The organism is Compostibacter hankyongensis (assembly GCF_039541075.1).
GTDB lineage: Bacteria > Bacteroidota > Bacteroidia > Chitinophagales > Chitinophagaceae > Compostibacter > Compostibacter hankyongensis.
Window position 1 is genome coordinate 690,114 of record NZ_BAABFN010000001.1, and the last position, 24,230, is coordinate 714,343.

General features: G+C 52.1%; 20 protein-coding genes and 1 tRNA gene. 11 read left to right on the plus strand and 10 right to left on the minus strand.

What is annotated here, in order from left to right; all coding sequences use genetic code 11:
- Nucleotides 1–4: 4 nt before the first annotated feature.
- The 9 genes from ABD851_RS02860 to ABD851_RS02895 all read left to right on the plus strand — a co-directional run bounded on the left by ABD851_RS02860 (nucleotide 5) and on the right by ABD851_RS02895 (nucleotide 11,626).
- Nucleotides 5–3,163 (plus strand): SusC/RagA family TonB-linked outer membrane protein, encoded by a 3,159-nt coding sequence (locus ABD851_RS02860; RefSeq protein ID WP_344975036.1) that lies wholly within the window; start codon nucleotides 5–7, stop codon nucleotides 3,161–3,163.
- A gap of 11 nt (nucleotides 3,164–3,174) precedes the next feature.
- Nucleotides 3,175–5,091, plus strand: coding sequence for a RagB/SusD family nutrient uptake outer membrane protein (locus ABD851_RS02865; protein WP_344975040.1), 1,917 nt, complete (start codon nucleotides 3,175–3,177; stop codon nucleotides 5,089–5,091).
- Nucleotides 5,092–5,103: 12 nt separating this feature from the next.
- Entirely contained in the window at nucleotides 5,104–5,856 is a 753-nt protein-coding gene (locus ABD851_RS02870; protein WP_344975043.1) for a DUF3823 domain-containing protein, read from the plus strand.
- 44 nt (nucleotides 5,857–5,900) lie between these two features.
- On the plus strand, nucleotides 5,901–8,759 hold the full coding sequence (locus ABD851_RS02875) for a glycoside hydrolase family 38 N-terminal domain-containing protein (protein ID WP_344975046.1): 2,859 nt from the start codon (nucleotides 5,901–5,903) through the stop codon (nucleotides 8,757–8,759).
- Between the two features lie 95 nt (nucleotides 8,760–8,854).
- Nucleotides 8,855–9,100 (plus strand): AbrB/MazE/SpoVT family DNA-binding domain-containing protein, encoded by a 246-nt coding sequence (locus tag ABD851_RS02880; protein ID WP_344975049.1) that lies wholly within the window; start codon nucleotides 8,855–8,857, stop codon nucleotides 9,098–9,100.
- The gene (locus ABD851_RS17995) at nucleotides 9,091–9,414 is read left to right on the plus strand and encodes a type II toxin-antitoxin system PemK/MazF family toxin (protein ID WP_425549943.1); all 324 of its coding nucleotides are present in this window, start codon (nucleotides 9,091–9,093) and stop codon (nucleotides 9,412–9,414) included. Before ABD851_RS02880 ends, ABD851_RS17995 begins: the two co-directional genes overlap by 10 nt.
- Nucleotides 9,415–9,455: 41 nt before the next feature.
- On the plus strand, nucleotides 9,456–9,845 hold the full coding sequence (locus ABD851_RS02885; RefSeq protein ID WP_344975052.1) for a VOC family protein: 390 nt from the start codon (nucleotides 9,456–9,458) through the stop codon (nucleotides 9,843–9,845).
- Nucleotides 9,846–10,045: 200 nt separating this feature from the next.
- The gene (locus ABD851_RS02890) at nucleotides 10,046–10,348 is read left to right on the plus strand and encodes a helix-turn-helix domain-containing protein (protein WP_344975054.1); all 303 of its coding nucleotides are present in this window, start codon (nucleotides 10,046–10,048) and stop codon (nucleotides 10,346–10,348) included.
- 3 nt (nucleotides 10,349–10,351) lie between these two features.
- Nucleotides 10,352–11,626 carry a type II toxin-antitoxin system HipA family toxin gene (locus ABD851_RS02895; RefSeq protein ID WP_344975057.1) on the plus strand — a complete coding sequence of 425 codons (1,275 nt, stop codon included), beginning with the start codon at nucleotides 10,352–10,354 and terminating at the stop codon, nucleotides 11,624–11,626.
- Nucleotides 11,627–12,003: 377 nt separating this feature from the next.
- Here ABD851_RS02895 and ABD851_RS02900 read toward each other — a convergent pair whose 3' ends face one another.
- The 6 genes from ABD851_RS02900 to ABD851_RS02925 all read right to left on the minus strand — a co-directional run bounded on the left by ABD851_RS02900 (nucleotide 12,004) and on the right by ABD851_RS02925 (nucleotide 17,969).
- Nucleotides 12,004–12,864, minus strand: a complete 861-nt coding sequence (locus ABD851_RS02900; RefSeq protein ID WP_344975060.1) for an ester cyclase — start codon at nucleotides 12,862–12,864, stop codon at nucleotides 12,004–12,006.
- Between the two features lie 74 nt (nucleotides 12,865–12,938).
- Nucleotides 12,939–13,712 (minus strand): helix-turn-helix domain-containing protein, encoded by a 774-nt coding sequence (locus tag ABD851_RS02905; RefSeq protein WP_344975063.1) that lies wholly within the window; start codon nucleotides 13,710–13,712, stop codon nucleotides 12,939–12,941.
- 478 nt (nucleotides 13,713–14,190) lie between these two features.
- Nucleotides 14,191–14,262, minus strand: a tRNA-Arg gene (locus ABD851_RS02910).
- 150 nt (nucleotides 14,263–14,412) lie between these two features.
- Complete coding sequence (locus tag ABD851_RS02915) at nucleotides 14,413–16,365, minus strand: AMP-dependent synthetase/ligase (protein WP_344975066.1); 1,953 nt, start codon at nucleotides 16,363–16,365, stop codon at nucleotides 14,413–14,415.
- 114 nt (nucleotides 16,366–16,479) lie between these two features.
- Nucleotides 16,480–16,743: a 2TM domain-containing protein gene (locus ABD851_RS02920; RefSeq protein WP_344975069.1), complete on the minus strand. Its 264-nt coding sequence runs from the start codon at nucleotides 16,741–16,743 to the stop codon at nucleotides 16,480–16,482.
- An 89-nt stretch (nucleotides 16,744–16,832) separates the two neighbouring features.
- Nucleotides 16,833–17,969 carry a tetratricopeptide repeat protein gene (locus ABD851_RS02925; RefSeq protein ID WP_344975070.1) on the minus strand — a complete coding sequence of 379 codons (1,137 nt, stop codon included), beginning with the start codon at nucleotides 17,967–17,969 and terminating at the stop codon, nucleotides 16,833–16,835.
- A gap of 143 nt (nucleotides 17,970–18,112) precedes the next feature.
- Here ABD851_RS02925 and ABD851_RS02930 point away from each other — a divergent pair, with 143 nt between their 5' ends.
- On the plus strand, nucleotides 18,113–18,709 hold the full coding sequence (locus ABD851_RS02930) for an opacity family porin (protein ID WP_344975072.1): 597 nt from the start codon (nucleotides 18,113–18,115) through the stop codon (nucleotides 18,707–18,709).
- A gap of 184 nt (nucleotides 18,710–18,893) precedes the next feature.
- Here the strand turns inward: ABD851_RS02930 and ABD851_RS02935 are convergent, their stop codons facing one another.
- The 4 genes from ABD851_RS02935 to ABD851_RS02950 all read right to left on the minus strand — a co-directional run bounded on the left by ABD851_RS02935 (nucleotide 18,894) and on the right by ABD851_RS02950 (nucleotide 23,053).
- A complete protein-coding gene (locus tag ABD851_RS02935) occupies nucleotides 18,894–20,150 on the minus strand; it encodes a DUF1015 domain-containing protein (RefSeq protein ID WP_344975075.1) in 1,257 nt (418 codons plus the stop codon).
- A gap of 69 nt (nucleotides 20,151–20,219) precedes the next feature.
- The gene (serC, locus tag ABD851_RS02940; RefSeq protein ID WP_344975078.1) at nucleotides 20,220–21,296 is read right to left on the minus strand and encodes a 3-phosphoserine/phosphohydroxythreonine transaminase; all 1,077 of its coding nucleotides are present in this window, start codon (nucleotides 21,294–21,296) and stop codon (nucleotides 20,220–20,222) included.
- A gap of 108 nt (nucleotides 21,297–21,404) precedes the next feature.
- Nucleotides 21,405–22,385 (minus strand): zinc dependent phospholipase C family protein, encoded by a 981-nt coding sequence (locus tag ABD851_RS02945; protein WP_344975081.1) that lies wholly within the window; start codon nucleotides 22,383–22,385, stop codon nucleotides 21,405–21,407.
- A 38-nt stretch (nucleotides 22,386–22,423) separates the two neighbouring features.
- Nucleotides 22,424–23,053 (minus strand): DUF502 domain-containing protein, encoded by a 630-nt coding sequence (locus tag ABD851_RS02950; RefSeq protein WP_344975083.1) that lies wholly within the window; start codon nucleotides 23,051–23,053, stop codon nucleotides 22,424–22,426.
- A gap of 485 nt (nucleotides 23,054–23,538) precedes the next feature.
- Here ABD851_RS02950 and ABD851_RS02955 point away from each other — a divergent pair, with 485 nt between their 5' ends.
- Entirely contained in the window at nucleotides 23,539–24,192 is a 654-nt protein-coding gene (locus ABD851_RS02955; protein WP_344975086.1) for a TetR/AcrR family transcriptional regulator, read from the plus strand.
- The last annotated feature ends 38 nt before the right edge of the window (nucleotides 24,193–24,230 follow it).

Below are 24,230 nucleotides of genomic sequence, written 5' to 3' on the forward strand. Positions count from 1 at the left end.
TATTATGAGAATTTTTTCAAAAAAACACAGCACGAAAAGGCGGTCCGGATGCAGCAGTGTGCTGTCGTCTCTCGTTTTTCTGACGGTTCTTTTCACGTCGACCGCTGTTTTTGCCCAGCAGGCGCTTAGCGTGCGGGGTACGGTAACCGACGACAAAGGCGTTGCCTTGCCCGGCGTAAGCATCTCGGTCAAAGGAACCACCAACGGAACGCTGGCCGGCGCCGACGGGGCATTTTCAATCTCCGCAAAAGCAGGGGATACGCTTGTTTTCAGCATGGTGGGCTTTAGCCCTACCCACATAGCGGTCGCCGGTGAGGAGCCATTGAATGTGAGCCTGTCCTCAAGCTCCTCATCGCTGGATGAGGTGGTCGTGGTAGGGTATAATACCCAGAAAAAGGGATCGCTGACCACCGCGGTGTCGACGGTAAGTAATGCTGAGATCGTTACCACAAAAAACGAGAACGTGCTCAACACGCTGTCCGGCAAGATTCCCGGTCTACGGGTAGTGCAAAACAGCGCCGAGCCGGGCGACTTCAACAACTCCTTTGATATCCGCGGCATGGGAAGTCCCCTGCTGGTGGTAGACGGCGTGCCCCGGACAGATATCATGCGGATAGACCCGAACGATATCGAGAGCATCTCTGTGCTGAAAGACGCTTCGGCTGCCGTATATGGTGTGCGTGCCGCCAACGGCGTGATCCTGGTGACCACCAAAAAAGGGAAGAAGGGCGCGCTGGAACTTGACTATACCGGCTCTTACGGATGGCAGGTGCCGATCAGATTTCCGAAAACGGTAGGCGTGCTGGACTGGATGGCCCTGGTGAATGAGAAGAGCATGCATAATGTGAACGGCGGCCAGCTTACCTATACGGACGCCGATATGGAAGCTTACCGCAACGGCACCAAGCATGCAGATGACTGGTATGGCGCCGTGGTCCGGTCGTCCGCCCCCCAAACCCAGCATAACCTGAGCGCCAGCGGCGGCACCGAGCATACCACCTATTACATCAGCCTCGGGTATACCGGTCAGGATGGTATCCTGAAGAGCGGCGATCTCTTTTATAAACGCTACAGCCTCCGGTCCAACCTCAGTACCGACATATCCCGGAACCTGACCTTTGAGCTGAACCTGAGCGGGATCATGGATCAGAAGAACATGCCCTACAATGCCCCTTACTGGTCGTTCCGGAGCTTGTGGTATGTGCCGCCCACTACCTCCATTTATGCCAACGACAATCCGGCCTATCCGGGCATCGTGCCCGCCGTGGTATCGCCCTTCGCCCTGACCAATGCAGATATAAGCGGGTATCAGATACTGAACAGCAAGTGGCTGCAATCGTCCGCCAGCCTCAACTATAAAGTTCCCTTTGTGAAAGGCCTGAGCATAAAAGGACTGTATAGCTATGACTTTACCATGTCTACCAGCAAAAAGTTCATGAAGGCGTTCAACCTTTATTCCTATAATGCCAGCGCCGATACCTATCTTCCTTCTCCCCAGCAAAAGCCCGGCACCCTCAGAAGGGAATACTATGAATATCCTACGGACCTGGCGCAGCTGTCGCTCAACTATAACCGCACCTTTTCGGATGTTCATAATGTAAGCGCACTCTTGCTCTATGAAGCCAGCGACCGTCTGGCGGATAATTTTTACGCGCAGCGGGAATTGTCTATTCCGGTGGACCAGCTGCTGGCCGGTAACAGCCTTAACCAGCAGGGCAACATGTCCCCCAATACCTTATATAAATACGCCAATGCCGCTGTGGTAGGAACGTTTACTTATGATTATAAGTCCAAATACCTGGCGGATTTCCGGTTCCGGTACGACGGCTCCTCCCGGTTCGGTCCCAAAAAGCAGTGGGGTCTCTTCCCGGCAGGCTCGCTGGGATGGCGCGTTTCTGAAGAAGATTTCTGGAAAAGCTCGGTCTTGTCCTTTATCGACAATTTTAAGATAAGGGCATCGTATGGCGTTACGGGAGATGATAATGCATCCGCCTACCAGTTTGTAACGGGTTATACCTATCCGGCATCCGGATCGGCGACAGGACTTCCCGCAGGTGCAGTATTCGACGGCACCTTTGTAAACGCTTCCCAGAATAAAGGGATACCCAACCCGGATATCACCTGGTACACTGCAAAGATGTTTGATGGCGGTCTGGATCTCGAAGCCTGGGACGGGCTGATCGGTGTGACGTTCGATTATTTTATCCGCAACCGGTCGGGCTTGCTGGCCACTCAGCTGCTGACGCTGCCGGATGTGGTAGGCGCCGGCTTGCCGCAGGAGAACCTGAACGGCGACCGTACAAAGGGTTTTGATTTTGAGGTTTCCCATCGCAATCATATCGGGGCGTTCACCTATAACCTGCGGGGGACCTTCGGCTTTACCCGGACCATGAATACCACCCGGGTGCAGGCAAAGGCCGGTAACTCCTACCTGAACTGGCTGAACAGCGCCTACACCGCCAACCGGTATAATAATATCTATTGGGGCTATGGATCGGACGGGCAGTTCGAGAATTATAAAGCCATAGAGAACAGCGATATCTATGTCAACCGGAATACCGTCGTGGGCGACTATCGTTATGAGGACTGGAACGGCGACGGGCAGATCGGTCTGGACGACAGCCATCCGATCGCTACCACCGGCCTGCCGCTGATCACGTATGGTATCAGCGCCGGCGCTGCCTATAAAGGCTTTGATCTAAACCTGGTGTTCCAGGGAGCGGGCATGGTCAGCGCCAGTTACCTCGAGCAGCTGAATACCCCCCTCTGGGCAGGCGGCGGCGCACTGGAACAATTCCTGGACCGGTATCATCCGGCCGATCCCGCCGCCGATCCGTATGATCCCAACACCGCATGGATACCGGGCCATTTTGCCTATACCGGCACCGTGCCTTTTGTCAACACGCTTGAAAATCTCCAGAACGCCGCTTATCTGCGTCTGAAGAGCGTGGAGATCGGTTATACTCTTCCCCCCAAATATGTATCCCGTTTGGGGATAAAAAACCTGAGGGTATTCCTGAACGGATATAACCTGATCACTTTCACCCACCTTTTATACATGGACCCGGAGCATCCTTCTGCCACCTCGGCGATCGATCAGCAGTACGGTTATATCTATCCGCTTGACAGGATATTCCAGTTTGGCGTGAATGTCAAATTTTAAAACCCAAAGTCATGAAACCGAAGATATATTTATTACTGATTGCTTTTTGGGGTCTTGTCTCGGCCTGCAAGAAGAACCTGGACATACCGCCGATGAATGTCGTGGGAGATGATGACATTTTCTCCGATATCAGCGGTATCGACTCCTATATGGCGCGGATATACAGCGAGCTGCCGATCGAAGATTTCAAATGGTCGCCGAACAACGGCTTTAACGCCTATTACTATGGTTCGCCGGCTTCGGTGACCGGAGAGGCCATAAGCCGGGACCCGCAAAGCGCTACGGAAAATATCGATGCGTTCTGGGGAAATGCCTACCGGCTGATCCGGGAATGCAATTACTTTATGGAGACGCTGCCTTCCTACGCCGGTAATTTCAGCGATGCGCAGGTGAAGAACTGGTCTGCCGAGGCCCGCTTTGTCCGCGGGATGACCTATTTCGCCCTGGTAAAACGCTTTGGCGGCGTGCCGCTGGTAGACAGTGTGCTGACCCGGCCCGGGGAAAGCATTACCGATATTACCCAGAATATCGAAGAGCTTAAGATCCCCCGCGCTTCCGAAGAAGTCGTATATGATTTTATTGCCAGGGACCTCGACAGCGCCTATGCCAATTTACCCGAGACCAACCAGGCCGGCCGGGCCAACCGCTATGCAGCGGCGGCCTTCAAGTCGAGGGCTATGCTTTTCGCCGGCTCCATCGCCAAATACAATTCCGTCAGTCTGGTATCCGGCTCAGCGCGTCTTTGCGGCATACCGGCAGAAAAGGCAGTAAGCTACTTCAAGGCCAGCTATGATGCTGCCGGACTGCTTGACGGTAAGTACAGCCTTTACATGAAAAGCTGGGCGGAAGGCGACAAAGACGCGCAGTATACCAACTTTGTCAACCTCTTTACCGATGCATCGAGCCCGGAGAATATCTTTATACGGCGATACAAATATCCCGATGCGGCCCACTGGTACGACGTCAACAATGTACCCCGGCAGATATCCCCGAACGTTTCTTCGGAAACCTGTCCTACGCTCGATTTTGTCGAGATGTTCGAAGGACTTCCCAAAAATCCCGACGGTACCCTCATGACGGTAGGGGCAGACGGTAAATATATCCTGTACAACAATACCATGGATTTGTTTGCCAATGCCGAACCGCGTTTACGCGCAACCGTTATTTTCCCGGGGGACGCATTCAGCGGACAGAACATAGAGGTCCGCCGCGGGATCTATACCGGCAGCGCCGCCGGCGGGATCGGCAAGCTTATCCCTTTCGGATCCACCAATGCTTATCCGACAGCTGATCTTCTGTCGTCCGCTTCCGATGTGCAGACGCCCTATACCTTACCGGACGGAACAAAGATGAACCCGGCCGGTCTCAGCGGGGTGTTTACCAACTATAACGGCACGGCCGGTTGCATTTCCGGTTTCCTGGTCAGAAAGTATCTGGTCCCCAACAAGCCGGCTTCGGAAATGCAGAACAATCATTCCGAGCAGAGCTGGATCGAAATGCGTTATGCCGAGGTGTTGCTAAACCGTGCGGAAGCGGCTTATGAGCTGGCCAGCGCAGGACAGTCGGGCCCTTATATGGCGGATGCCTTAAGCATTATCAACCGGATCAGGAAGCGGGCCGGGGCCAGCGAGCTTACCGCGCTCAGCGGCATTGACGATATCTGGACGGAGCGCAGAAAAGAGCTTGCCTTTGAAAACAAGACCTGGTGGGATATGAAAAGATGGAGGATCAGTGACAAGGAACAGAACGGAACCATTTACCGCGTGCTGATGCCTTTCTATTCCTCGGAGGCCGGTCAGTATTTCTTCGACCCGAGATTTGATGAAAGGAATACACGCTACACTTTTGATCCGAGATGGTATTATGCAAAAATTCCTGACGCAGCCATTGCCAAGAGTGCAAACTTAGTTCAAAATCCAGGTTATTAATACTTACTGAATATGAAACGGAGATTATATTATATGTCCCTGATCCTGGCTGTCTTAGCAGCAGGTTCCTGTAAAAAATTGGATAACTATGACGGTCCTACAGAGACGTTGACGGGCAATATCCTCGACGCCAACACCGGGAAGAATGTGCAAAGCGAAGTGTCCGGCGATAACGGTAACGGCACCCGGATCAAGCTGCTGGAGATCAGCTGGAGCGATAACCCCACACCCCTCTACCTTGCCTGTAAAGAGGACGGCACCTATAGCAACAAAAGGGTGTTTGCGGCTACCTACAAGATGTCGGCAGAGGGTGCGTTTGTGCCGATGGTACAGGGAGATGACGACAAAAGCAAGACCGTTGAGGTAAAAGGCGGCGTTACAAACGTAGATTTTGAGGTGGAGCCTTTTCTCGAGGTGGAGTGGGTCGGTGATCCCGTCCTGAATGCTGACAGCACCGTCAGCGCCCGGGTAAAGATCACCCGGGGGACCAAAAATCCGGGTTTTCAGCAGGAGATAACCGATCTGTGGCTTTTTGTAAGCCCTACCCAGTACTGCGGCAACAACAATTATGATAACCGTTACTCCGCCCACGTGGTATATAGCGGTACGGCAGGCGATAGCATCCTCGGACAAACCATTACGCTGAAGACCATTGGCGGTGCTTTGCCGTCAAAAAGAGACTGGTATTTCAGAATTGGCGCGAGAATCAACTACGGGCTGAAACAATACAATTATAATGAGGCCCGCATGATAGCCGTACCTTAAAATGCAGCTGAATGATCGACAGGATAGTATTTATTTTATCAATGATGGTTGTTTTGACCGGCAGCGTATCGGCTTTCCCGGTAAATCAGCCGTCTCCTTCATTTTTTGAATGTAAAGTCCGGCCTTATTATAAATACCGCCACGACGGTAAGGCCGGCCGGGCGGTTACGCTTGTCTTTAAGGGGTCGAAGCTATACGGCCCCGCCACTATCCGCGTGTCCTGCGATTCCGTTACAGAGGAAACGTCGGTCAACGAGCCGGAAGGAGCTGGGGAGGTTGAGGTGCTGTTACCCGCAGGCGCAGGAGTGGACAAGCCCTGTCAGGTACGCATTGCTGTTATTGCGCCCCGGACGGCCCTGTACAGGTCGGTAATCGTTCCGCCGCAGCGTCAGTGGACCGTTTACATCTACCCGCATTCGCATGTGGATATAGGCTATACGAATACGCAGGAGTTTGTCCGGAAGCTGCATATGCGGAATATCGATGTGGCTATCGGGCTTGCGCAAAAGACGCAACACTATCCTGAAGGATCAAGATTCGTCTGGAACCCAGAAGCCAGCTGGGTAACGGAGCAGTATCTGAAAAGCGCTTCCCCTGAAAAACGGAAGCGGTTCATCGAAGCCGTAAAGAAGGGCTGGATATGCCTGGACGGCGATTATGCCAACCTGAATACGAGCGCATGCTCGGATGAGGAGCTGCTCAGGTTGTTTCATGAGTCCAATAAGATCCAGGCCGTTACGGGGGTGCCGATAAAAACGATGGTGCAGATGGACGTAGCCGGCGCATCCTGGGGAATAACGCAGGCTGCATATCAGAATGGAATACGGGGTTTTCTTTGTTTCCCCAACATCGGTACCATCAGACGGCCGTGGGAGCATCAGCCTTTTTACTGGGTAGCCCCCGACGGAAAATCAAAGATATTTTTCCTGCAGGCGTTGCCTTACGGATTCGGTTATAATATAAAGGGATCAAAAATCGGTCTTTATAAGATCCAGGGGAATGACTCCACGTTGGACCGCATCCGGACAGACAGTCCGCTGGTCAATTTTATCGATCCGCTGATCTTTGAAGAAACCGCTAAGCTGGAGGCGGCCGGATCGCCCTACAGCCTCTTCGTGATGCCCTGGTCACTCGCCGATAATTCCCTGATCGATGCCGACCTGCCGGATGCCGTTCGCTTATGGAATGAAAAATATGCCTATCCGAAACTGATCATCGCCGGCGCACAGCATATTATGGACGACTTTGAGCGCCGTTATCAGGATATTATCCCGGAGATAAAGGGAGATTATACCGAATACTGGACCGATGGACTGGGATCGGATGCGCGGCGGATCGGCCTGTACCGGCATGCGAAGGAAAATCTGGTACAGGCGGAGACCGCATGGTCCATGCTGAATGATAAAAAGCCGGCTCCCTGCGGATTGATCGACAGCGCCTGGAAAGATTGTCTGCTGGGCGCCGAGCATACCTGGGGGTACCAGGACCCCAAGGCGCCGCTGGCCAAACAGATCGAGCAGACCAAAGCCGGTTATTTTGAAAATGCATTTAAGCTTGGCGAGCAACTTTTAGATAAGACATTCCGGCCCATCGAGGTTGCCGGAAGCAATAAAATAGCGGTTGTGAATACCCTGTCGTGGGACCGGGACGGCCTGGTTACCCTCTCGGCAGACCAGTCGGCGGGGGGCGACCGGGTATTGGATGAAAAAGGTAAAGCCGTGCCCTCGCAAAGACTTTCGACCGGCGAGCTGGTTTTTCTGGCCAAACAGGTGCCGGCGCTGGGCACGGCGCGCTATACGGTTGAAAAGGGGAAGCCTGCGGTGCGCAAAGGCTGCACGGTGAAGAACAATGTGCTTTCCAACGGCATACTGTCGGTAACGATCGACCCGCAGACCGGTGATATATCGGGCATACGGAACCTGAAAACCGGCCGGGAATATGTAGACAAGCAATCGGAGTACCGGATAAACGGCTATTATTATTCCCGGAGCCGGGACAGCACGGGCAGGATATATTCTCCGACCCATGTTGCGGTGAAGGTTAAGGAAAATGGCCCCCTGGTGGCCTCCGTAGTAGTGGAGTCGGAAGCCGAAGGCTGCAACTGGCTGCGCAGGGAGGTAAAGCTGGTGCTGGATCAGCCCTGGGTGGACATCGACAATTCCCTGGACAAGATAAGCACCCGCGTAAAAGAGGATATCAATTTTGGCTTTGCCTTCAATGTGCCCGGCGGCACGACGCGTCTGGATATACCCTGGGGCGTCATGATCCCCGAATACGATCAGTTGCCCGGGGGCAATCGCAACTGGCTCACCTTTCAGCGCTGGGTAGATATTTCCAACAAGAACGCCGGCGTTACGTGGACGTCCATCGAAGCTCCCCTGATTGAGCTGGGTGGCATGACTGCCAGCCATCTCCTGGGCGGCGCTTACGGACACCGCAACTGGTATAAGACCCTCACCGCCACCCAGCCGCTGTTTTCCTGGGTGCTCAACAACCACTGGGGTACTAATTTTCCCCTGGAGCAGGGTGGCGTCATGCATTTTCATTACGGCATATTGCCGCACGGCGCTTATGATCCCGTTGCAGCCAATCGCTTCGGCCTGGAGCAGAACCGTCCTTTGCTCGCCGTTCCGGTTGGGGAGAAGCCCGCGGCCGGTCCCCGGGTGAAGATCGGCAATCCCCGCGTGTTTATTTCGGTGCTAAAGCAAAGCGACGACGGCAAGGGCATGATCCTGCGGTTGCGTTCCGTTTCGGACAAGCCTGAGAAGGCGTTGCTGAGCTGGCCGGGGGGTGAGCCCCGCGAGATCTATTCCTGCCTGGCTGATGAAAAGCCCGGTTCCGAAGTGAAGGGCGACCGGACCCTATTGCCTTACGGGACGGTCAGCTATTATTTAAAATGGTGACTGTTTGGTGTTGAAAGATTCGGCGAACGTCTGCGATATTATTTGGCAAATACCAAAAAATGTAATTACTTTGTGATTACAAAAGAAGTTTTGAAATGGAACTTTCAGTCATTCCCATTGGGAATTCAAAGGGCATAAGGCTGACAAAAGCCTTATTAGAAAGATATAACATTACAGATAAAGTTGAGCTTGTGCTTGAGAAGGGCTATATTATTCTAAAATCAAAAAGAGCTCCGCGGGAAGGATGGGGAAAAGCATTTAAAAGAATGCATGAAAATGGAGAGGATGCGTTGCTGGTTGATGATATCCTTGAGGATGAAAATCTCGAAGAATGGAGCTAAGACAATATCAGATTGTTTTGGTAAACCTTGACCCTACTGTAGGTGCTGAAATAAGGAAGACCCGGCCTTGCGTTATCCTTTCTCCAAATGAAATGAATGCTTTTTTGCAGACGATCGTTATTGCGCCAATGACGAGTAGTTCGAAATCCTATCCTACCCGGGTAAAGACATATCATCATAAGCAAATTGGATGGATTGTCCTGGACCAGATTAGAACTATTGATAGACGCAGAATCCACAAGGTATTGGATAATCTGAGTGATAAAGAAATAAATGAAGTCAAATTAATTATCAAAGAAACCTACGTGGACTGATTACATGGAGCAAAATATCTAAGAAGCTTGAAAGATATGTCATGGCAGAAATAGATCCAATAATAGCAGTAAAAGATGTCGAAGCCAGTTCCAAGTGGTATCAATCCTTACTGAATTGCAGAAGCATGCACGGCGGAAAGGAATTTGATATACTGGTTGCTGAAAACGATGAGATTTTAATCTGCCTTCATCAATGGGGAGCGCACGAGCATCCGACCATGGCCGATCCCCGCATCACGCCCGGAAACGGGCTGATCCTTTACTTCCGCACCGAAAATATGGAAGCCATACGGCAGAATGCCGAAAAGCTGGGCTGGCCGGTTGAAGAAGAGATCCATCTAAATCCGAATTCCACAAAAAGGGAATTTTCACTCCGGGATCCGGACGGCTATTATCTGACCATCACAGCATTTCACCGGTATGAAGGTTAAGCCGGCCCCCATTCCGACGCCTGCTGCAATATCGTCCCGTTCTAATCATAGGAGGCCTATGCTAATTACTGTGAGCAGCCCTTTGCTGTAATACGTCCCGCATATCATCCATGTCTATCCTCGTCACCTTGATATGGCCTTTATTAATATTTGTCCGATATTTCATTCATTTTCCCTAATTTTGTATGAAATATCAGACATTGAGGAGCAAAAAAACCATATTATTACCCTCTGCAGAGAAAATCCTCAGCACCTTCGGCGAGAATATCCGGCTGGCCCGCCGTCGACGCCGGCTATCCCTGCAACAGGTAGCGGAGCGGGCGGACATCGCGCGTTCTACCTTGGGGTTGATTGAAAAGGGGACTCCGGGGGTAGCCATGAGCGCCTACCTGCAGGTGCTCTTTGTGCTTGGCCTGGAAAAGGACCTGTTACGGGTGGCGGCGGATGACCCGCTGGGTCATAAGCTGCAGGATGCAGGGTTGCTTTCGGAGGGAAGAAAATAAGCTATGGCAAAGCAGGCGGGACATAACAAGCAGATCTGGGTTTATGCGGACTGGCTTGACTTAGGCAGCTTGATGTTTATGGGCATGCTGAAGACGGAACAGGTTCGGGGCAAAGAGATTTTTTCTTTTTCTTATGGTAAAGGATGGTTGGATAAAGGGCCGGCGTTGTTAGTATTGGATCCTGATCTTGGATTATATGGGGGTCCGCAGTACAGCCGGGACGACAAACCGAATTTCGGACTGTTCCTGGATTCCTCACCGGATCGTTGGGGCAGGGTGTTGATGGAGCGCCGGGAAGCGTTGACAGCAAGACAGGAAGCCCGGAAGCCACGGGCGCTGATGGAAAGCGATTATCTGCTGGGCGTATTTGACCGCTATAGGATGGGAGGACTGAGGTTCAGATTGGCAGAGGGTGGCCCTTTTCTTGACGACAATGATAGGGCGGCCGCTCCGCCGATGACGAGTTTGCGGACTTTGGAGGAGGCCAGTCTACAACTGGAAAACGAAGATGCGCCAGACAGTCCGCAGTTTTCCCAATGGTTGAATTTGCTGATGTCGCCGGGTTCTTCGCTGGGCGGCGCCAGGCCCAAAGCCAGTGTTGCAGACCCTGCAGGTGAGCTCTGGATAGCTAAATTTCCAAGCAAAAACGACAGCCACGATATGGGAGCATGGGAAATGATAATAAACGAACTGGCGGTTCGATCGGGGCTGAATATCGCAGAAGGATATGCCCGCCGGTTCACCCAAAACCATCATACTTTCCTTACCAAGCGATTTGATCGCCGCGGGGAAGACAGAATTCATTTTGCTTCCGCAATGACATTGCTGGGTTATAATGACGGAGCAGATGCAATGTCCGGTGCCTCTTACCTGCACCTTGCCGAGTTTATCATGCGAAATGGAGCCGGGCCGGATGCAGACCTGGAAGAATTGTGGCGGCGGATCGTATTTAATATTTATGTCAGCAACAGTGATGATCACCTGCGTAATCACGGCTTTCTGCTAACATCAAAAGGGTGGAAATTGTCGCCGGCTTTTGATATCAATCCCGTTCCGTTATCCGCCGGCCTGAGTCTGAACATTTCGGAGCACAGCAACGCCCTCGATCCCGATCTGGCCCGGGACGTGGCTGAGAAATTCCGGATCAGAGAAAAAAAACGGGAGGTTATCATAGATAAGATCGACAAAGCCGTAAAGCATTGGCGGAAGATCGCGGAGGGTATGGGTATTGCGAGAAATGAGATACAGCGGATGGAAGATGCTTTTTTAGTTGGTTGACGCGATCCTTTTACGAAGCCTCTTGAATTGTCGATCGTAGCTATAGTTAGCACAATACCCATGCCCAGGCTATTAATTATACTGACTTTAGGACTTCAAATCGCTTTGGCTTTCATAGCGACGTTTTGTATTTATATGATTTTTGCGCTGCTTGACAACGACCTTGGTATTGACGGTTTGTTCGGCCTGTTTATTTTTCAGCCGGTAATCGCAATTTTCATTTCGGGGTTCACCATTTTGGTTTGTCTGCTTATTGGACTTCCTATTCGGCTAAATCGCAGAATAAATTATTGGTGGGTATCGAATTATTATATGTAAACTCCAGGTATTTCCATCAGGATTGGTAATGGTTGCGAAATTTCCAGAAGGGGCGTCTGTCATTCCTTTTTTAGTTGGGAGCCTGGGATTAAGCCTTCCGGGATTAAACTGATTTGTGTCAATACACCTAATCTGTCGCCTTGTAGCCAGGCATTGGTAACTTTTCCGTCTTTTAGCTGATATATGACAATTGCATTGTCTGTTACCTTTTTATTGCTTGCAGGAATACCCCTGAATGGAGCAGTATTTGTTCCATTCCAATGCCACCGTACTATAATTTTGTCGCCTTCGGAAACCATATCTTCAATCGTCCACTCTATATCGGGAAACCCGGCAATAACGGACAATACCGTACTTGAAAATCCTGCAACACCTTTAACGCCTCCAATGCCTACATAATCAGGCGAAATTACATCGTTAAGAAGTTCAATTTTCCTGTTGTTTAAAATATTCTCATAAAGATTGCGGATTATTTCTTTATTGGTAGTTTCGGGTCGTGGTTGCGTTTCTCTGACTTCTACCGTGCCACCTTGATTAAGAATTGGACATTGTTGTGCCAGTTTTGTTGCTTGTTCAATATCTGTTGCTTTGACGATAATATTGCTGATAACTTTGGTGTTGTTGGAAACTATAGATTTCTTTGCAACATTTCTATCTTTTCCTGTTACCACATATCCATCGGTTGGAGCAATAAAGCTGGTTACAAAAATTCCGTCCGCTTTCCATTGGTCGGTAAGTGTTGTCCATTGTGTCCTCACAGCTTGTGCTTGTGTAGGTCCATAACCAATCGGCAGGCGAATTAATAAGATGTATTCTTTCATTTTTTCTGTTTTAATTAATTCTTTTTTTTGAGAAAATGCAACTATGCTCAAAAGCAATATTGTAAAAAGGGGAAACCCTTTTCTTGCTTTGTGCCGCATAAGAATGATTTTAAATGCTTCACACTGCAAAATTGATGATTTGCAGTTTTGGAAACTTGTAAAAAATCATTGATTTACCAGAAAGAGGCAGATTTGAAGAAATCGGTTGGCGCTTGTCCTGTAAAAATTTTGAAGTCTTTATTGAAATGCGGCTGGTCGTAATATCCGTTTTCAAAGGCAACGTCAAGAAGGGGAGTATCTATTTTACTTTGACGGATAACAGCATTCATTTTGACGATGTACGAAAACTGCTTGGGGGTTGCTCCCGTTCTCTTTCTGAATCGTTTTTCAAAAGCGTCCTGACTGATATATAGGTCGTTCGCTAATTCTTTTATCCTGATATTGCCTTTTGCCGAATAAATTTTTGCAATAGCTTCCGATACGAGCTTGTCAGGATTATGGTGAATAATTTTGGAAAACAAAAACTCCTCTACAACGGTAATCTTTGATGCAAGGCTTTCGCTTTCTGCTAAACGTTCTTCTACCAGAGAAATTTCCAACGATGAAAAAAAGTTGTCTAATGAAATACTCTGCTCAAACAGTTCGTGAAGCGGTTGTTTAAAAAATACCGAGGCTCCTGTTTCTTTGAATAATACGATAATGGCTGCCGAGTGGGGAGCATAATTGATAAGTCTGACGGATTTTTTTAGTCCTGAAAAAGCTACAGTTGGTAAGACGGTTTTGTTATTGTCATTAAGATATGAAATTTGTCCCCGGATACGGAATGCCAAAGCGAATGAAGTGCCTGGCAAAACCCTATTCGTTATTTCACCCTGGCTTTCAATAACAGCGTAAGCTTTAACGAATGGCTTTAGCTGCTCTGTTGGTATATAAGTTTCAAATCTCATTCGGTAGTTCGGTCATTCTATATTTCTGTTTTATGTTTGTCTTGTCTGATAAAAGTAATGTCGGCGTTTAGTCTTACTGACAATGGTCAAGGCATATAAAATTCCAAAACTTTTAGCTGAACACAAAGGTAACAAAAAGGGGCAACCTGCCGTTTAGCCTGTTGCCAAGTGCCGTCAGGAAATGAATTGATAACAGTTTTCAAGCTATTATAACAAGTATGTTGAAAATATCATCTGGAAAAACATGAAACGAACCACGCGAATAATTCCATTCATTATATAAAGATAAGCGACAATCGGCCCTTGTTCATCCCTTTGATGATCCATCACATGCGGCTTATCGCTTATGTAATCCAGGGATCATGGGTCGCATCACTTCCCGCATCAACATCCTGTTTTTGTATATTGCTTATTTAGCGCAAAAACAAAAGAGGCATTCCAGAATTAGGGCTGGATTTTGCCTCTTTTGCAACTTCGGTAGCCCCGCCAAGAATCGAACTTGGATCTAAAGTTTAGGAAACTTCTATTCTATCCATTGAACTACGGGGCCGGGAGCGCCGCAAGGCGGCGCCGGGCTGCAAAAATACTATTTCCTGCGGGGAAAAGAAGCGGAGACCGGCCGACGGTCACAAAACATTTTTTATTGCCGGAAGATTGCGTTGATCCGGGCTATTACCGGGTGACTGCGATCCTGCCAGCGTTAACGGCCTGGAAAGGCTGTCCGGGCAACATTGGCGGAATGATACATCTCCTCGATCTCAGCGGCAAACTTCTCCTGTATGATCTTCCGCTTTGGCTTCAGGGTCGGGGTCAGCTCCCCGCTTTCCACCGACCAGGGCCGTGGAAGCAGGGTGAATTTCTTGATCTGCTCTACCGGCCCGAACTGCGGGTTGTACCGGGCGATGATCTCCTCGTAAAGACGGAGCACTTCGGGCTGCTGTACCAGGTCTTCAAGGGCCGCGGCCATATCCCCGGGCGTAGCGGTGGCGGCCACCGCTGAAGGCGCTGCTCCGGTATGGTCGCCCGTCGCCGGCTTTGAGGAATATGCCGCTCCGTCGTGTCCATTGGGGAGATCGCCGCCGTCTTCGTCCGGGACGCCGTCGCGCTGCTGCCGGTACCAGGCCTCCAGCAGGGTGAAGGCCGGCACCACCAGTGCGGCGGTGAACTTGCGGTCGGCTCCCACTACCATGATCTGCTCGATAAAGGGCGATTCCATCATCTTGTTTTCCACCGGCTGAGGGGCCACATATTTGCCGCCGGAGGTTTTGAAAAGGGCCTTCTTCCGGTCGGTAAGCTGCAGGAAACGTCCCTCCGTAAAACTGCCTACGTCGCCGGTATACAGCCATCCGTCGCGGATAGCCTCGGCGGTGAGATCGGGCCGGCGGTAATACCCCGGCGTTACGCCCGGTCCTTTACAGCAGATTTCCCCGTCTTCCGCAATCCTTACCTCCACGCCGTCGATGACGGGGCCAACAGTGCCGAATCTACGCGCTTCGGGTTCTGCCCGGTTGACGCTGATAACAGGAGCCGTTTCGGTAAGCCCGTAGCCTTCCAGCACCGTGATGCCTGCGGCGGTGAAGAGCTTCAGCAGCCGGAGCTGACAGGCGGCCGAGCCGGAAACGATCACCTCTACTGTCCCGCCGAGGGCCGCCTTCCATTTGCTGAAGACCAGCCGTCGCGCGAGGTAAAGCTGAATGCGGTAAGAGAGTCCCGGCGGAGGCTGCAGCGCATAGCGTTTCCCGATCGCCAGCGCGCGGAAAAAGAGGATTCTTTTCAAGCCCTTCAGGGTCTCTCCTTTGGCCAGTATCTTTTCGTATACCTTTTCCAGCAGCCGGGGTACCGTAGTGAAGATGTGGGGGCGTACCGTGCGAAGGTCTTCCGCCAGGTTTTCCGTTCCCGCGGCATAATAAACGGATACGCCGCCGTAAATATACAGGTAGGTGATCATCCGCTCAAAAACATGGTTCAGCGGCAGAAAGCTGAGCGCACGGGAGCCGGGACCGCAAGGAAGGTAATGAATACAGGTCAGCACGTTGCTGACGATATTGCCGTGGGTCAGCATCACGCCCTTGGGCTCCCCTGTAGTGCCGGAGGTATAGATAATGGTGGCCAGGTGGTCCGGACGGATGCTGTCACGGATTTCCCCGACCCGGCGGTGGTCTGCCTCCGTGATCCCGGAAAGCAGGGTATCCCAGGCCGCTGCGCCCGGTACGGCGGAAAGGGTGAAGAGCTGTTCCAGGGCAGGCAGGCGGGGTTGGAGGTTTTTGATTTTTTCATACAAGTCCGCATTGCCGGCAAAGGCCATTTTTACCCCGGCATCGCGCAGCACCAGCTCGAGCTCTGCCTCGCTGATGTTAGGGTACACGGGCACCAGTATGGCCCCGATCTGCTGGCAGGCCAGGTCGAGCAGAACCCATTCGGGACAGTTCCAGGAAAGCACGGCCACCTTATCCTGCGATTCGGGCGTCAGCCTCCGCCCGCTGATGCCGCTCTTCAGCAAGCCGGCCGCCAGCTCCCGGCTGATGAGGATCACCTCGCCGGAGGCATACCCGGTCTGCTTTCCCGCACAGGTACTTCCCAGCATAACGGTCTGGGGAAAGCGGCGGTTTTGCGCTTCCGCAAGGTCGAACAGCCGGCTGGGGGTGGTGTGCATACGTGCAGGATTGTTTTCCGGAAACAATAAGGGCTAAAAATAATAAAAGTCCCGCCATGGCGGGACTTCGGTCCAAAAGATTTCAGCAGTTTAAGTTTTCGGCAGAACGGGAGATCAGCCTTCCCTTTCCTGCAGGTATTTTACATATCCTTTGTCGGAATTATTCCGGTTGCTGTCAAAAAAAGTATTGCAGAAATGGCCCAGCACAAAGATGAACCAGCTGCCGGTAAACCAGGCTTCCCAGGGATAGGCCCCCCCATGCAGGGCTTTGTTGGACACGTAGTAATGCGTCCAGAGAATGGCCATGGCAATGAGATAAATGGCCAGGTGAATAAAAAAAACGCCCTTTGAGGGATGTTTATAAGCCGTTTCTTCCATGTTGCATTTGTTTATACTGCCGCAAAGTTAATTGTTTTGCGGTTAAAAAAGTCACGAAAAATCGTTCCGGTGCGATCATTTTGCGACCGTCAGGTATTGTTGTCGGCCTCGTAATCGATTTTTTCATTCTGGTAAAACTCACCGGCCCGGGGTTGCAGGGAATTCTCCTGCAGGTATTTCATCAGCCTGTCGTATTCGGCCTTGTGCAGGCCGGTCCAGGTTCTGTAAGCTGCCTGGTTGGCGGCGGGACCGAATATCCATTGGTTATAGGCTTCAAAAAGCCCGTCTTTCAGCAGCTGGCGCTGGAAATCAAACAGGGCATAAGGATAATAAAGGCTGTAGAAGCGGGTCCAGTCGAGGATAAACCGGGTTCTCAGCATGATCAGCGTTTCCGGAGTAATGCCGCGGGTGATCACCGTAGCCGACTTGGCCAGCGTGTTCAGGATGGCTTTCCGGAAGCTGAGGGCTTCGCCGGATGGTTGCTGGCCGGCAGCAGCGTCGCCGGAGGCGTTTTGCAGCGGCGGCAGCTCCACGCTCAGCGCATCGGGATTGTTGAACAGGTATTTATAGGATTCCAGGAGGATGCCCCGCATTTCAGCCGTCCGGGTGGACATCCGTTCCAGGTTGATAAAGATCTCTCCGTAGATGATGGCCCAGAACTTGTCTTTGCTGTAATAATAGGTGCGGGCGGCATTGTAATAGTTGCCCGGGTAACTGGGGGCTACCCGGATGCCTTTGGTCCAGCAGCGCAGCGCATCGGTATAGTTCTGCTCATTGAAGTAAAGCAGTCCCAGCTCGTTATTCAGCTCCCCGCTGTTGGGAAATTTCCGTAATCCCCGTTTGTAATTACGTTCGGCTTTTTTGCTGTCGCGTTGCGCCTGATAGATATTTCCGGCGATCTGATAGGTCTGCACATCGGCGTCGTCGCGGCCGAGCAGCTCGCGGATCAGCTGATCGGCACGGCCCAGGTCCCGCCGCAGGAAATAGGTAAAGGCCAGCTGTTTGCGATACTCCAGGTTCTGCGGGTCCTGCTCGATGGCCCTGTTCAGCACCAGTATGGCATTGGAATAATCCCCGTTGCTGATGAATTTCCGGGCGGTGGCAAACAGTTCGTCCGCACCGTTGCTTCCCCCGGTATAAGTTCCTGTCTGGGCAGACAGGGACAGGCTGATCATCATCGTGAACAAAACCGTGCAGCCGGCTTTTTCCCAGCGGTAAAAACGCATAACCCTCGTTGGATTTAGCTGTAAATGTAGTAAAAAATAAGTGCTTCCCCTGCAGCAAGGATGATGCCGGATGCTTTATTTTACCCATATCTTGATATTTATTTACGTTTAATCCCTTAACTTTGTGAGCAAAACCATATTTTATGAAAAAGCTCCTTACTGTTCTTATCTGTGCCGGCATCCTGGGTATGGCCGGCGTGACTCATGCACAAACCCAGAAGGGTAATTTGATGATCGGCTCGCAGCTGGCTAATATCGGCGGTGTTTTCCAAAATAACAGCAACGAATTTGATTTCAGCATTACGCCGAGCATCGCCTATTTCATCCATGACAACCTGGCTTTGGGCGGCATGCTGAACCTGGGTCTGGAGGCGCCGAAAGGAGCTCCGACTACTTTTACCTATGGCATCGGTCCCTGGGCGAGGTATTATTTTGCCACCCCGGAGGAGCTGGATTTCTCCAAGCATGCGGCCTTCTTCCTGGACGGCTTTGTCGGTTTCCAGGGGGAAAACCACAGCAAGGGCGGGGGCAGCACCAACGGCCTGGGCATAAAGGTAGGCCCCGGTGTTTCCTATTTCATTACGCCTAACGTAGCCCTGGACGCTGCGCTGGATTACAACGTGGTGATCGGGTTTGGAAATGCTACTACGGTAAACCGGCTGGCCATCAATCTGGGCTTCCAGATATTCCTGCCGACCGGCAAGCTGAAAGAGCGCTATCACGAAGAAACCAATCAGTAGCCGCAGCGCTATGCTGCGAAGCCGGCGATAACCGCTTTCTTATCATCAACAGCCCCGTTTTGCCCTAAGGCAAAACGGGGCTGTCGTATATACGCGTCTGTTATTGTCCGTATGCTGAATGCCGGCCCGTCGGGTGCTTCGTCGGAATACGACGCCGGCCAGAGGGGTGACCCTGGCGGGTTTTTTATGCCGGCCGTATGAGGTGGGTCAGAAGCCCGTCGCGGAGCTTGGGCTCGAACCAGGTAGATTTCGGAGGCATCACCTGACCGCTGTCGGCGATGTCGAACAGCTGCCGGATGGTGACCGGATGCAGGGCAAAAGCTACCTGCATTTCACCGCTGTTCACCCTTTTTACCAGCTCCCCGAGTCCCCGGATGCCCCCGACGAAATCGATACGGGTATCCGTGCGCGGGTCTTTGATGCCCAGCAGCTTGTCCAGCACATTTTTTTGCAGGATGGATACGTCGAGGATGCCGACAGGATCGGTTTCATAGGTGCCTTCATGAGCCAGCAGGCGGTACCAGCGGCCGGAGAGGTACATCCCGAATTCGTGCAGCATGGCCGGCTTCACCGGGGTGTGCCCTGTATCGGTGACGCCGAAGCTGTATTCCAGACCGGACAGGAATTCCTGCGGAGTAAGACCGTTCAGGTCTTTTACCAGGCGATTGTAGTCCAGTATGGTAAGATCGCCTGCAGGAAACAGGGTGGTCAGGAAATATTGCGCTGCCTCATCCCCGGGGTCGGGGTCCTGTTCCTGCACCTTTGCCGCGGAAGCCGCACGGTGATGCCCGTCGGCAATATAGGTAAAGGGTACCTTTTCGGTAAACAGCCGGGTGATATGGTCTATGGTTTCCGTATCGTCCACCACCCACAGGGTATGCCGGATCCCGTCTTCTGCCGTGAAATCGTATTCGGGCGCATGCGCGGCCTTCCACTGCTCGGTAAGGGTGCTGAGCTCATACACATCATTATAGGCCAGAAAGACGTTCCCGGTCTGCGCGCCGGTGCTTCGGATATGGTTGATGCGGTCCTGCTCTTTCTCAGGACGGGTGAACTCGTGCTTTTTGATAATACCGTTGTGATAATCGCTGATAGCCGACACCGCTACGAGTCCTGTCTGGATATGCTCCTCTCCGGCTTCTCCCAGCGGCATCACCAGCTTATAGATGTAATAACAGGGCTTTCCCTCCCGGATGAGAGTGCCTGCGGCGATGAATTTCCGCAGGTTATCGGCGGCTTTTTCATAAACGTCGGAACCGTGGATATCGGAACCTTCGGGCAGGTCGATCTCCGACTTGGAGATATGATAAAACGAGTAAGGGTTATCTGCGGCTTCTGCGCGGGCCTCTGCGCTGTTGAGCACATCGTAAGGCCGGGAAGCGACCTGTGCCGCCAGGTTTTTTACCGGGCGTAATGCGTTGAAGGGGCGGATAATAGCCATAAGCGTCGGTTAGGTTTGTTCTTAAAAAGGCATAAGGGAATGGCTGCTCCTGAGCGGCGGCGGCAGGGCTCAGCCTTCGCCGTGCTGCCGGGCAAACTCGCGCATGGCTTCTACCAGCACCTGCACACTTTCTTCCGGCATCGCATTGTACAACGATGCCCTGAAGCCTCCCGAGCTCCGGTGGCCTTTTATGCCCACGATATTTTCTTTTTTACAAAAATCCAGGAAAGGCGTTTCCAGCTCCGGCCGCGTGGCCACAAAGCAAACATTCATCCGGCTCCGGTCTTCTACGGCTACGGGGCAATGAAACAGGGGGTTGTTGTCGATCTCGTCGTACAGCAGCTTTGCTTTCCGCTCGTTTATTTTTTCCAGTGCGGCAGCGCCGCCCTGTGCTTTCAGCCAGCGCAGGGTGAGCATCGCAATATATATGGCAAATACGGGCGGGGTGTTGAATACCGAACCGTTCTGGATGTGTACACGGTAATCCAGGATGGTGGGAATGGAGCGCCTGGCCTCGCCAAGAAAGCTCTTCCGCACCATCACCAGCGCCACACCGGCTGTTCCGGTATTTTTCTGGGCACCGGCATAGATAAGGCTGAAGCGGTTAAAATCGAGCTGCCGGCTCAGGATATCGCTGCTCATGTCGGCCACCAGCGGTATGCCGGGATCCGGCATACTGGCCCACTGGGTACCGTATATGGTATTGTTGGTGGTAATATGAAGATAACGGGCCTGCGGCGGCACGGAAAAGTTTTTCGGGATATGATGGTACTGATCGTCCTTGCCGCTGCAAACAACGTCCACTTCCCCGAAGAGCCGCGCTTCCTTGATGGCTTTGGCGGCCCACACGCCCGTATCGGTATAGGCGGCCGTTTCCCCGCTGTTCAGCAGATTGAAGGGCACCTGCATGAACTGGGTGCTGGCGCCTCCGTGGAGAAACAGCACCTCGAAGTCGTCGTCCAGCTGCATGAGCTCGCGTACCAGGGCGCGGGCCTCTTCCATCACCGGGGTGAATTCCTTTCCGCGGTGCGACACTTCGAGGATGGACATGCCCGATCCTTCGAAATCCAGGATCCCTTTGCTGGCCTGGTACAGCACTTCATTGGGAAGAATGGAAGGGCCGGCATTGAAATTATGTACTTGCATGGTGTTTATGGGCTTATTCGCTTTGGAATGCGACGCAAAGGTAGAACAGTTTTGATTCTTTTGAAAAGAATCAGCAGGTACTGTGCATTTTTCCGGCGGCCAGGGAAGTCACTCGTGGGTTCTGCCGGCAGGCGTGGCCTGGTGCCATTTTTCGCCGAGCAGTTTCAGCTGCTCCGCTTCCGCCGGTGACAGGGATCGCGGGGCCAGGGTATCCAGGGCGGGCTGACCGGCATTTACCCAGGCCGTATACCAGAGGGAAGCCACCGCCTGTATGGCCCTCCGCATGCGGCGCTCCACCATGCCCTCCAACCGTTGGTTGTAAGCGCGGACATAGGCGGGGGAGTAGCTACGCATCATTCCCCCTCCGCGGTTGAGAAAGGCGTATCGGCGGTCGGCGGAAAAACGGGCAGACAGGCTTTTTTCTGTTTTTAGCACCGTATCGGCTGCTCGGCCGCTTTCCATCACCAGCGACCAGATATACCGCTGCGGATTGCCGATGTATACGGCCTTCCCGGTCCAGTAATCAAAGCTGCGATCGGCAAGCAGCTCGGGGATCCGGCTTTCCCAGAGGGCATGGATGCCTTCCTGGCCCGTTTGCTGTCCGTTGTAATTGGAATGGGCATGCAGGGGAACGCAGGCATCGGCAACATAATGTCCCAGGTAGGCGGACCATTTCAGGATATGCGCCTTGTCTTTTTTCCTGAAGGCGTCGGTAAGGCGGTAGAAGATACGCTGTGCATACCAGGGTACGGTACCGTTGTGCAGCAGGGAATCCGCCCCGTACCGGCGCTGGGCGCTGTCTCTCCGCCGCGGCAGATCCGGATAAGGGTAGGAGCCATAACGGTCCAGGTCGATAAAATGATGAAATTCTTCTTCGGGGAATACATAGCGCAGCTTGTCCGGATCGGTGGCATGCTCGGTGATATAATCCAGCTCTGCCTTATACAGCTGTATCATTTGCGGAGGAAGGGTAAAGACGGCCAGCCTGTTGATCCGTTTGTGCGCAAAAAAGCCCCATCCTTCCGCAAGTGAGGGAAGCAGGAGGAACAGCAGCAGGACGGCTGCCCGGTTCCGGAGGAGGAGATGCATAACAGGATAAAGATACGGAAAGCAGCCGGCTTACTCCTTTATACGGCAGGAGGCTGCTCCGGAGGATGCCTTCTGCTGCCGTGCTCATGGTACAGCGCCGTAACCCCGCCCGAAACGGCGAACTTCATGGCATCGGCCGCGGACACGTTGTCCAGCGGACGTACCTTATGCCGGGGCAGGAGGTAAACCTTGCCGCTGATGGCGTACGACATGGGCACATACACGGCCATCATTTCTTCCAGCCCGAACTGGCTCATGTCCTGTTGGGTAATAAACCCGATTTCCCACACATCATCCGCATAGACGGTGACGAGGACGGGATGGTCGAACTTGCGCTTTTCCCCGATAAAAGCGTCAAATACATCCTTGATGGAGGTATAGATATACTTGATGACCGGCGTACGTTCCAACAGGTAATCAAAGAGGTCGAAGAGACGTTTTACCAGGAAGGAGGATGAAAGATACCCCACCGCTGCTATGCCGACGATGACAAGCAGCACGCCCAGACCGGGGATGATGCCCACATGCGGGATGGTCACCTGGAAAAAGCTGTCCACTAAGGTGAACGCCCAATAAATCACATAGCCGGTGAAGAAGATCGGCGCCAGTACGATAACGCCCTGGAAGAAGTGCTGGAGCAGCCGGGTAAAAGTAAATCGCTTTTTCATCTGTTGATATTCATTTTTTAATGGTCAGACCAGCCCGCGATAGCTTTACGGCGGGCCGGCGACACCGAAGGGGCATCGAGACCTATGACTTATTACCATGAACGGGATGAGCCCCGCATATCAATATGTTTCTGTATGACAAGTATTATCGTGCTCGGTTTCATCCGTCCGTTTTTTGTCCTTTATAAGGGTCGTCTATAAGGGTCGTCCCGTTTTTGGGAGCACTATCATACCTGATTTCATAGGAATGTATGTTGCTTAGGCCCTGTAAAAGTAGGTTAAATTCCGCGGGCCGTTTAACGGCACCCTCCGCCTTTTCACCGATCTTTTGCGACAATTCGCCGGAATCTGTTTGAAAAGCGTGTGGGCGGGATGCACTTTTACAGCCGGAAAGAAGGGGGCAACGGCAGAGATAATATAAATTTTCTTAATGGAAACTATCGGAGTACTGAAAGTTTTCATAGTTTTGTCCCCGAATTTGAAATATGGAGAAAGCAGAGAAATCGGCATTGGCTGTGACCCGCATCCTCGAAACCGCGTTTACCCTGTTCCGTCAGTATGGGGTGCGGCTTGTAACGATGGATGAGATAGCCGCCCGTATGGGGATGTCCAAAAAGACCCTTTACCTGCATTTTGCAGACAAGGACGAGCTGGTGACGCGGGTGGTGCAGCACAGCGTGCAGGGAATTCAGGACCTGTGCCTGACATACCAGCAAAGCGCCGGCGACGCGATAGAGGAGCTGCTGCAGACCATGCGGTACCTGGAGGGGTTTTTTCGCAATATGAATCCGGTGGTGATCATGGACCTGCAGAAGTATCATCCTAAGGCCTATGCGGTATTCCGGGAGCATATGGACGGGTTTGTGCTGAAAAACATTTATGCAAACCTCAAAAGAGGGATGACGGAAGGCCTGTACCGCGATAATATCCGGATGGATATCGTGGCCAAGGCAAGGCTGGAAACCTGTATGATCTGCTTCCGCCCCGAGTTCTTTCCCGGAGACCGTTATGAGATGAGCCAGGTACAGCAGGAGCTGAGACTGAACTTCCTGTTCGGGCTGTCCACGCTGAAGGGGTACAAGCTGATCCAGAGATATTTAAAAAAGCAAACGGCATCCGAGACGGCAAAGACAGCATGAATAACCGCCGGAATGCAAAATGAACGTACATATCTTAA

What these genes read in the sequence shown, in the direction of transcription:
- ABD851_RS02860 (WP_344975036.1), top strand. Translation starts at nt 5, where the DNA reads ATGAGAATTTTTTCAAAAAAACACAGCACGAAAAGGCGGTCCGGATGC.
- ABD851_RS02865 (WP_344975040.1), top strand. Translation starts at nt 3,175, where the DNA reads ATGAAACCGAAGATATATTTATTACTGATTGCTTTTTGGGGTCTTGTC.
- ABD851_RS02870 (WP_344975043.1), top strand. Translation starts at nt 5,104, where the DNA reads ATGAAACGGAGATTATATTATATGTCCCTGATCCTGGCTGTCTTAGCA.
- ABD851_RS02875 (WP_344975046.1), top strand. Translation starts at nt 5,901, where the DNA reads ATGGTTGTTTTGACCGGCAGCGTATCGGCTTTCCCGGTAAATCAGCCG.
- ABD851_RS02880 (WP_344975049.1), top strand. Translation starts at nt 8,855, where the DNA reads ATGGAACTTTCAGTCATTCCCATTGGGAATTCAAAGGGCATAAGGCTG.
- ABD851_RS17995 (WP_425549943.1), top strand. Translation starts at nt 9,091, where the DNA reads ATGGAGCTAAGACAATATCAGATTGTTTTGGTAAACCTTGACCCTACT.
- ABD851_RS02885 (WP_344975052.1), top strand. Translation starts at nt 9,456, where the DNA reads ATGGCAGAAATAGATCCAATAATAGCAGTAAAAGATGTCGAAGCCAGT.
- ABD851_RS02895 (WP_344975057.1), top strand. Translation starts at nt 10,352, where the DNA reads ATGGCAAAGCAGGCGGGACATAACAAGCAGATCTGGGTTTATGCGGAC.
- ABD851_RS02900 (WP_344975060.1), bottom strand. Translation starts at nt 12,864, where the DNA reads ATGCGGCACAAAGCAAGAAAAGGGTTTCCCCTTTTTACAATATTGCTT.
- ABD851_RS02905 (WP_344975063.1), bottom strand. Translation starts at nt 13,712, where the DNA reads ATGAGATTTGAAACTTATATACCAACAGAGCAGCTAAAGCCATTCGTT.
- ABD851_RS02915 (WP_344975066.1), bottom strand. Translation starts at nt 16,365, where the DNA reads ATGCACACCACCCCCAGCCGGCTGTTCGACCTTGCGGAAGCGCAAAAC.
- ABD851_RS02920 (WP_344975069.1), bottom strand. Translation starts at nt 16,743, where the DNA reads ATGGAAGAAACGGCTTATAAACATCCCTCAAAGGGCGTTTTTTTTATT.
- ABD851_RS02925 (WP_344975070.1), bottom strand. Translation starts at nt 17,969, where the DNA reads ATGCGTTTTTACCGCTGGGAAAAAGCCGGCTGCACGGTTTTGTTCACG.
- ABD851_RS02930 (WP_344975072.1), top strand. Translation starts at nt 18,113, where the DNA reads ATGAAAAAGCTCCTTACTGTTCTTATCTGTGCCGGCATCCTGGGTATG.
- ABD851_RS02935 (WP_344975075.1), bottom strand. Translation starts at nt 20,150, where the DNA reads ATGGCTATTATCCGCCCCTTCAACGCATTACGCCCGGTAAAAAACCTG.
- serC (WP_344975078.1), bottom strand. Translation starts at nt 21,296, where the DNA reads ATGCAAGTACATAATTTCAATGCCGGCCCTTCCATTCTTCCCAATGAA.
- ABD851_RS02945 (WP_344975081.1), bottom strand. Translation starts at nt 22,385, where the DNA reads ATGCATCTCCTCCTCCGGAACCGGGCAGCCGTCCTGCTGCTGTTCCTC.
- ABD851_RS02950 (WP_344975083.1), bottom strand. Translation starts at nt 23,053, where the DNA reads ATGAAAAAGCGATTTACTTTTACCCGGCTGCTCCAGCACTTCTTCCAG.
- ABD851_RS02955 (WP_344975086.1), top strand. Translation starts at nt 23,539, where the DNA reads ATGGAGAAAGCAGAGAAATCGGCATTGGCTGTGACCCGCATCCTCGAA.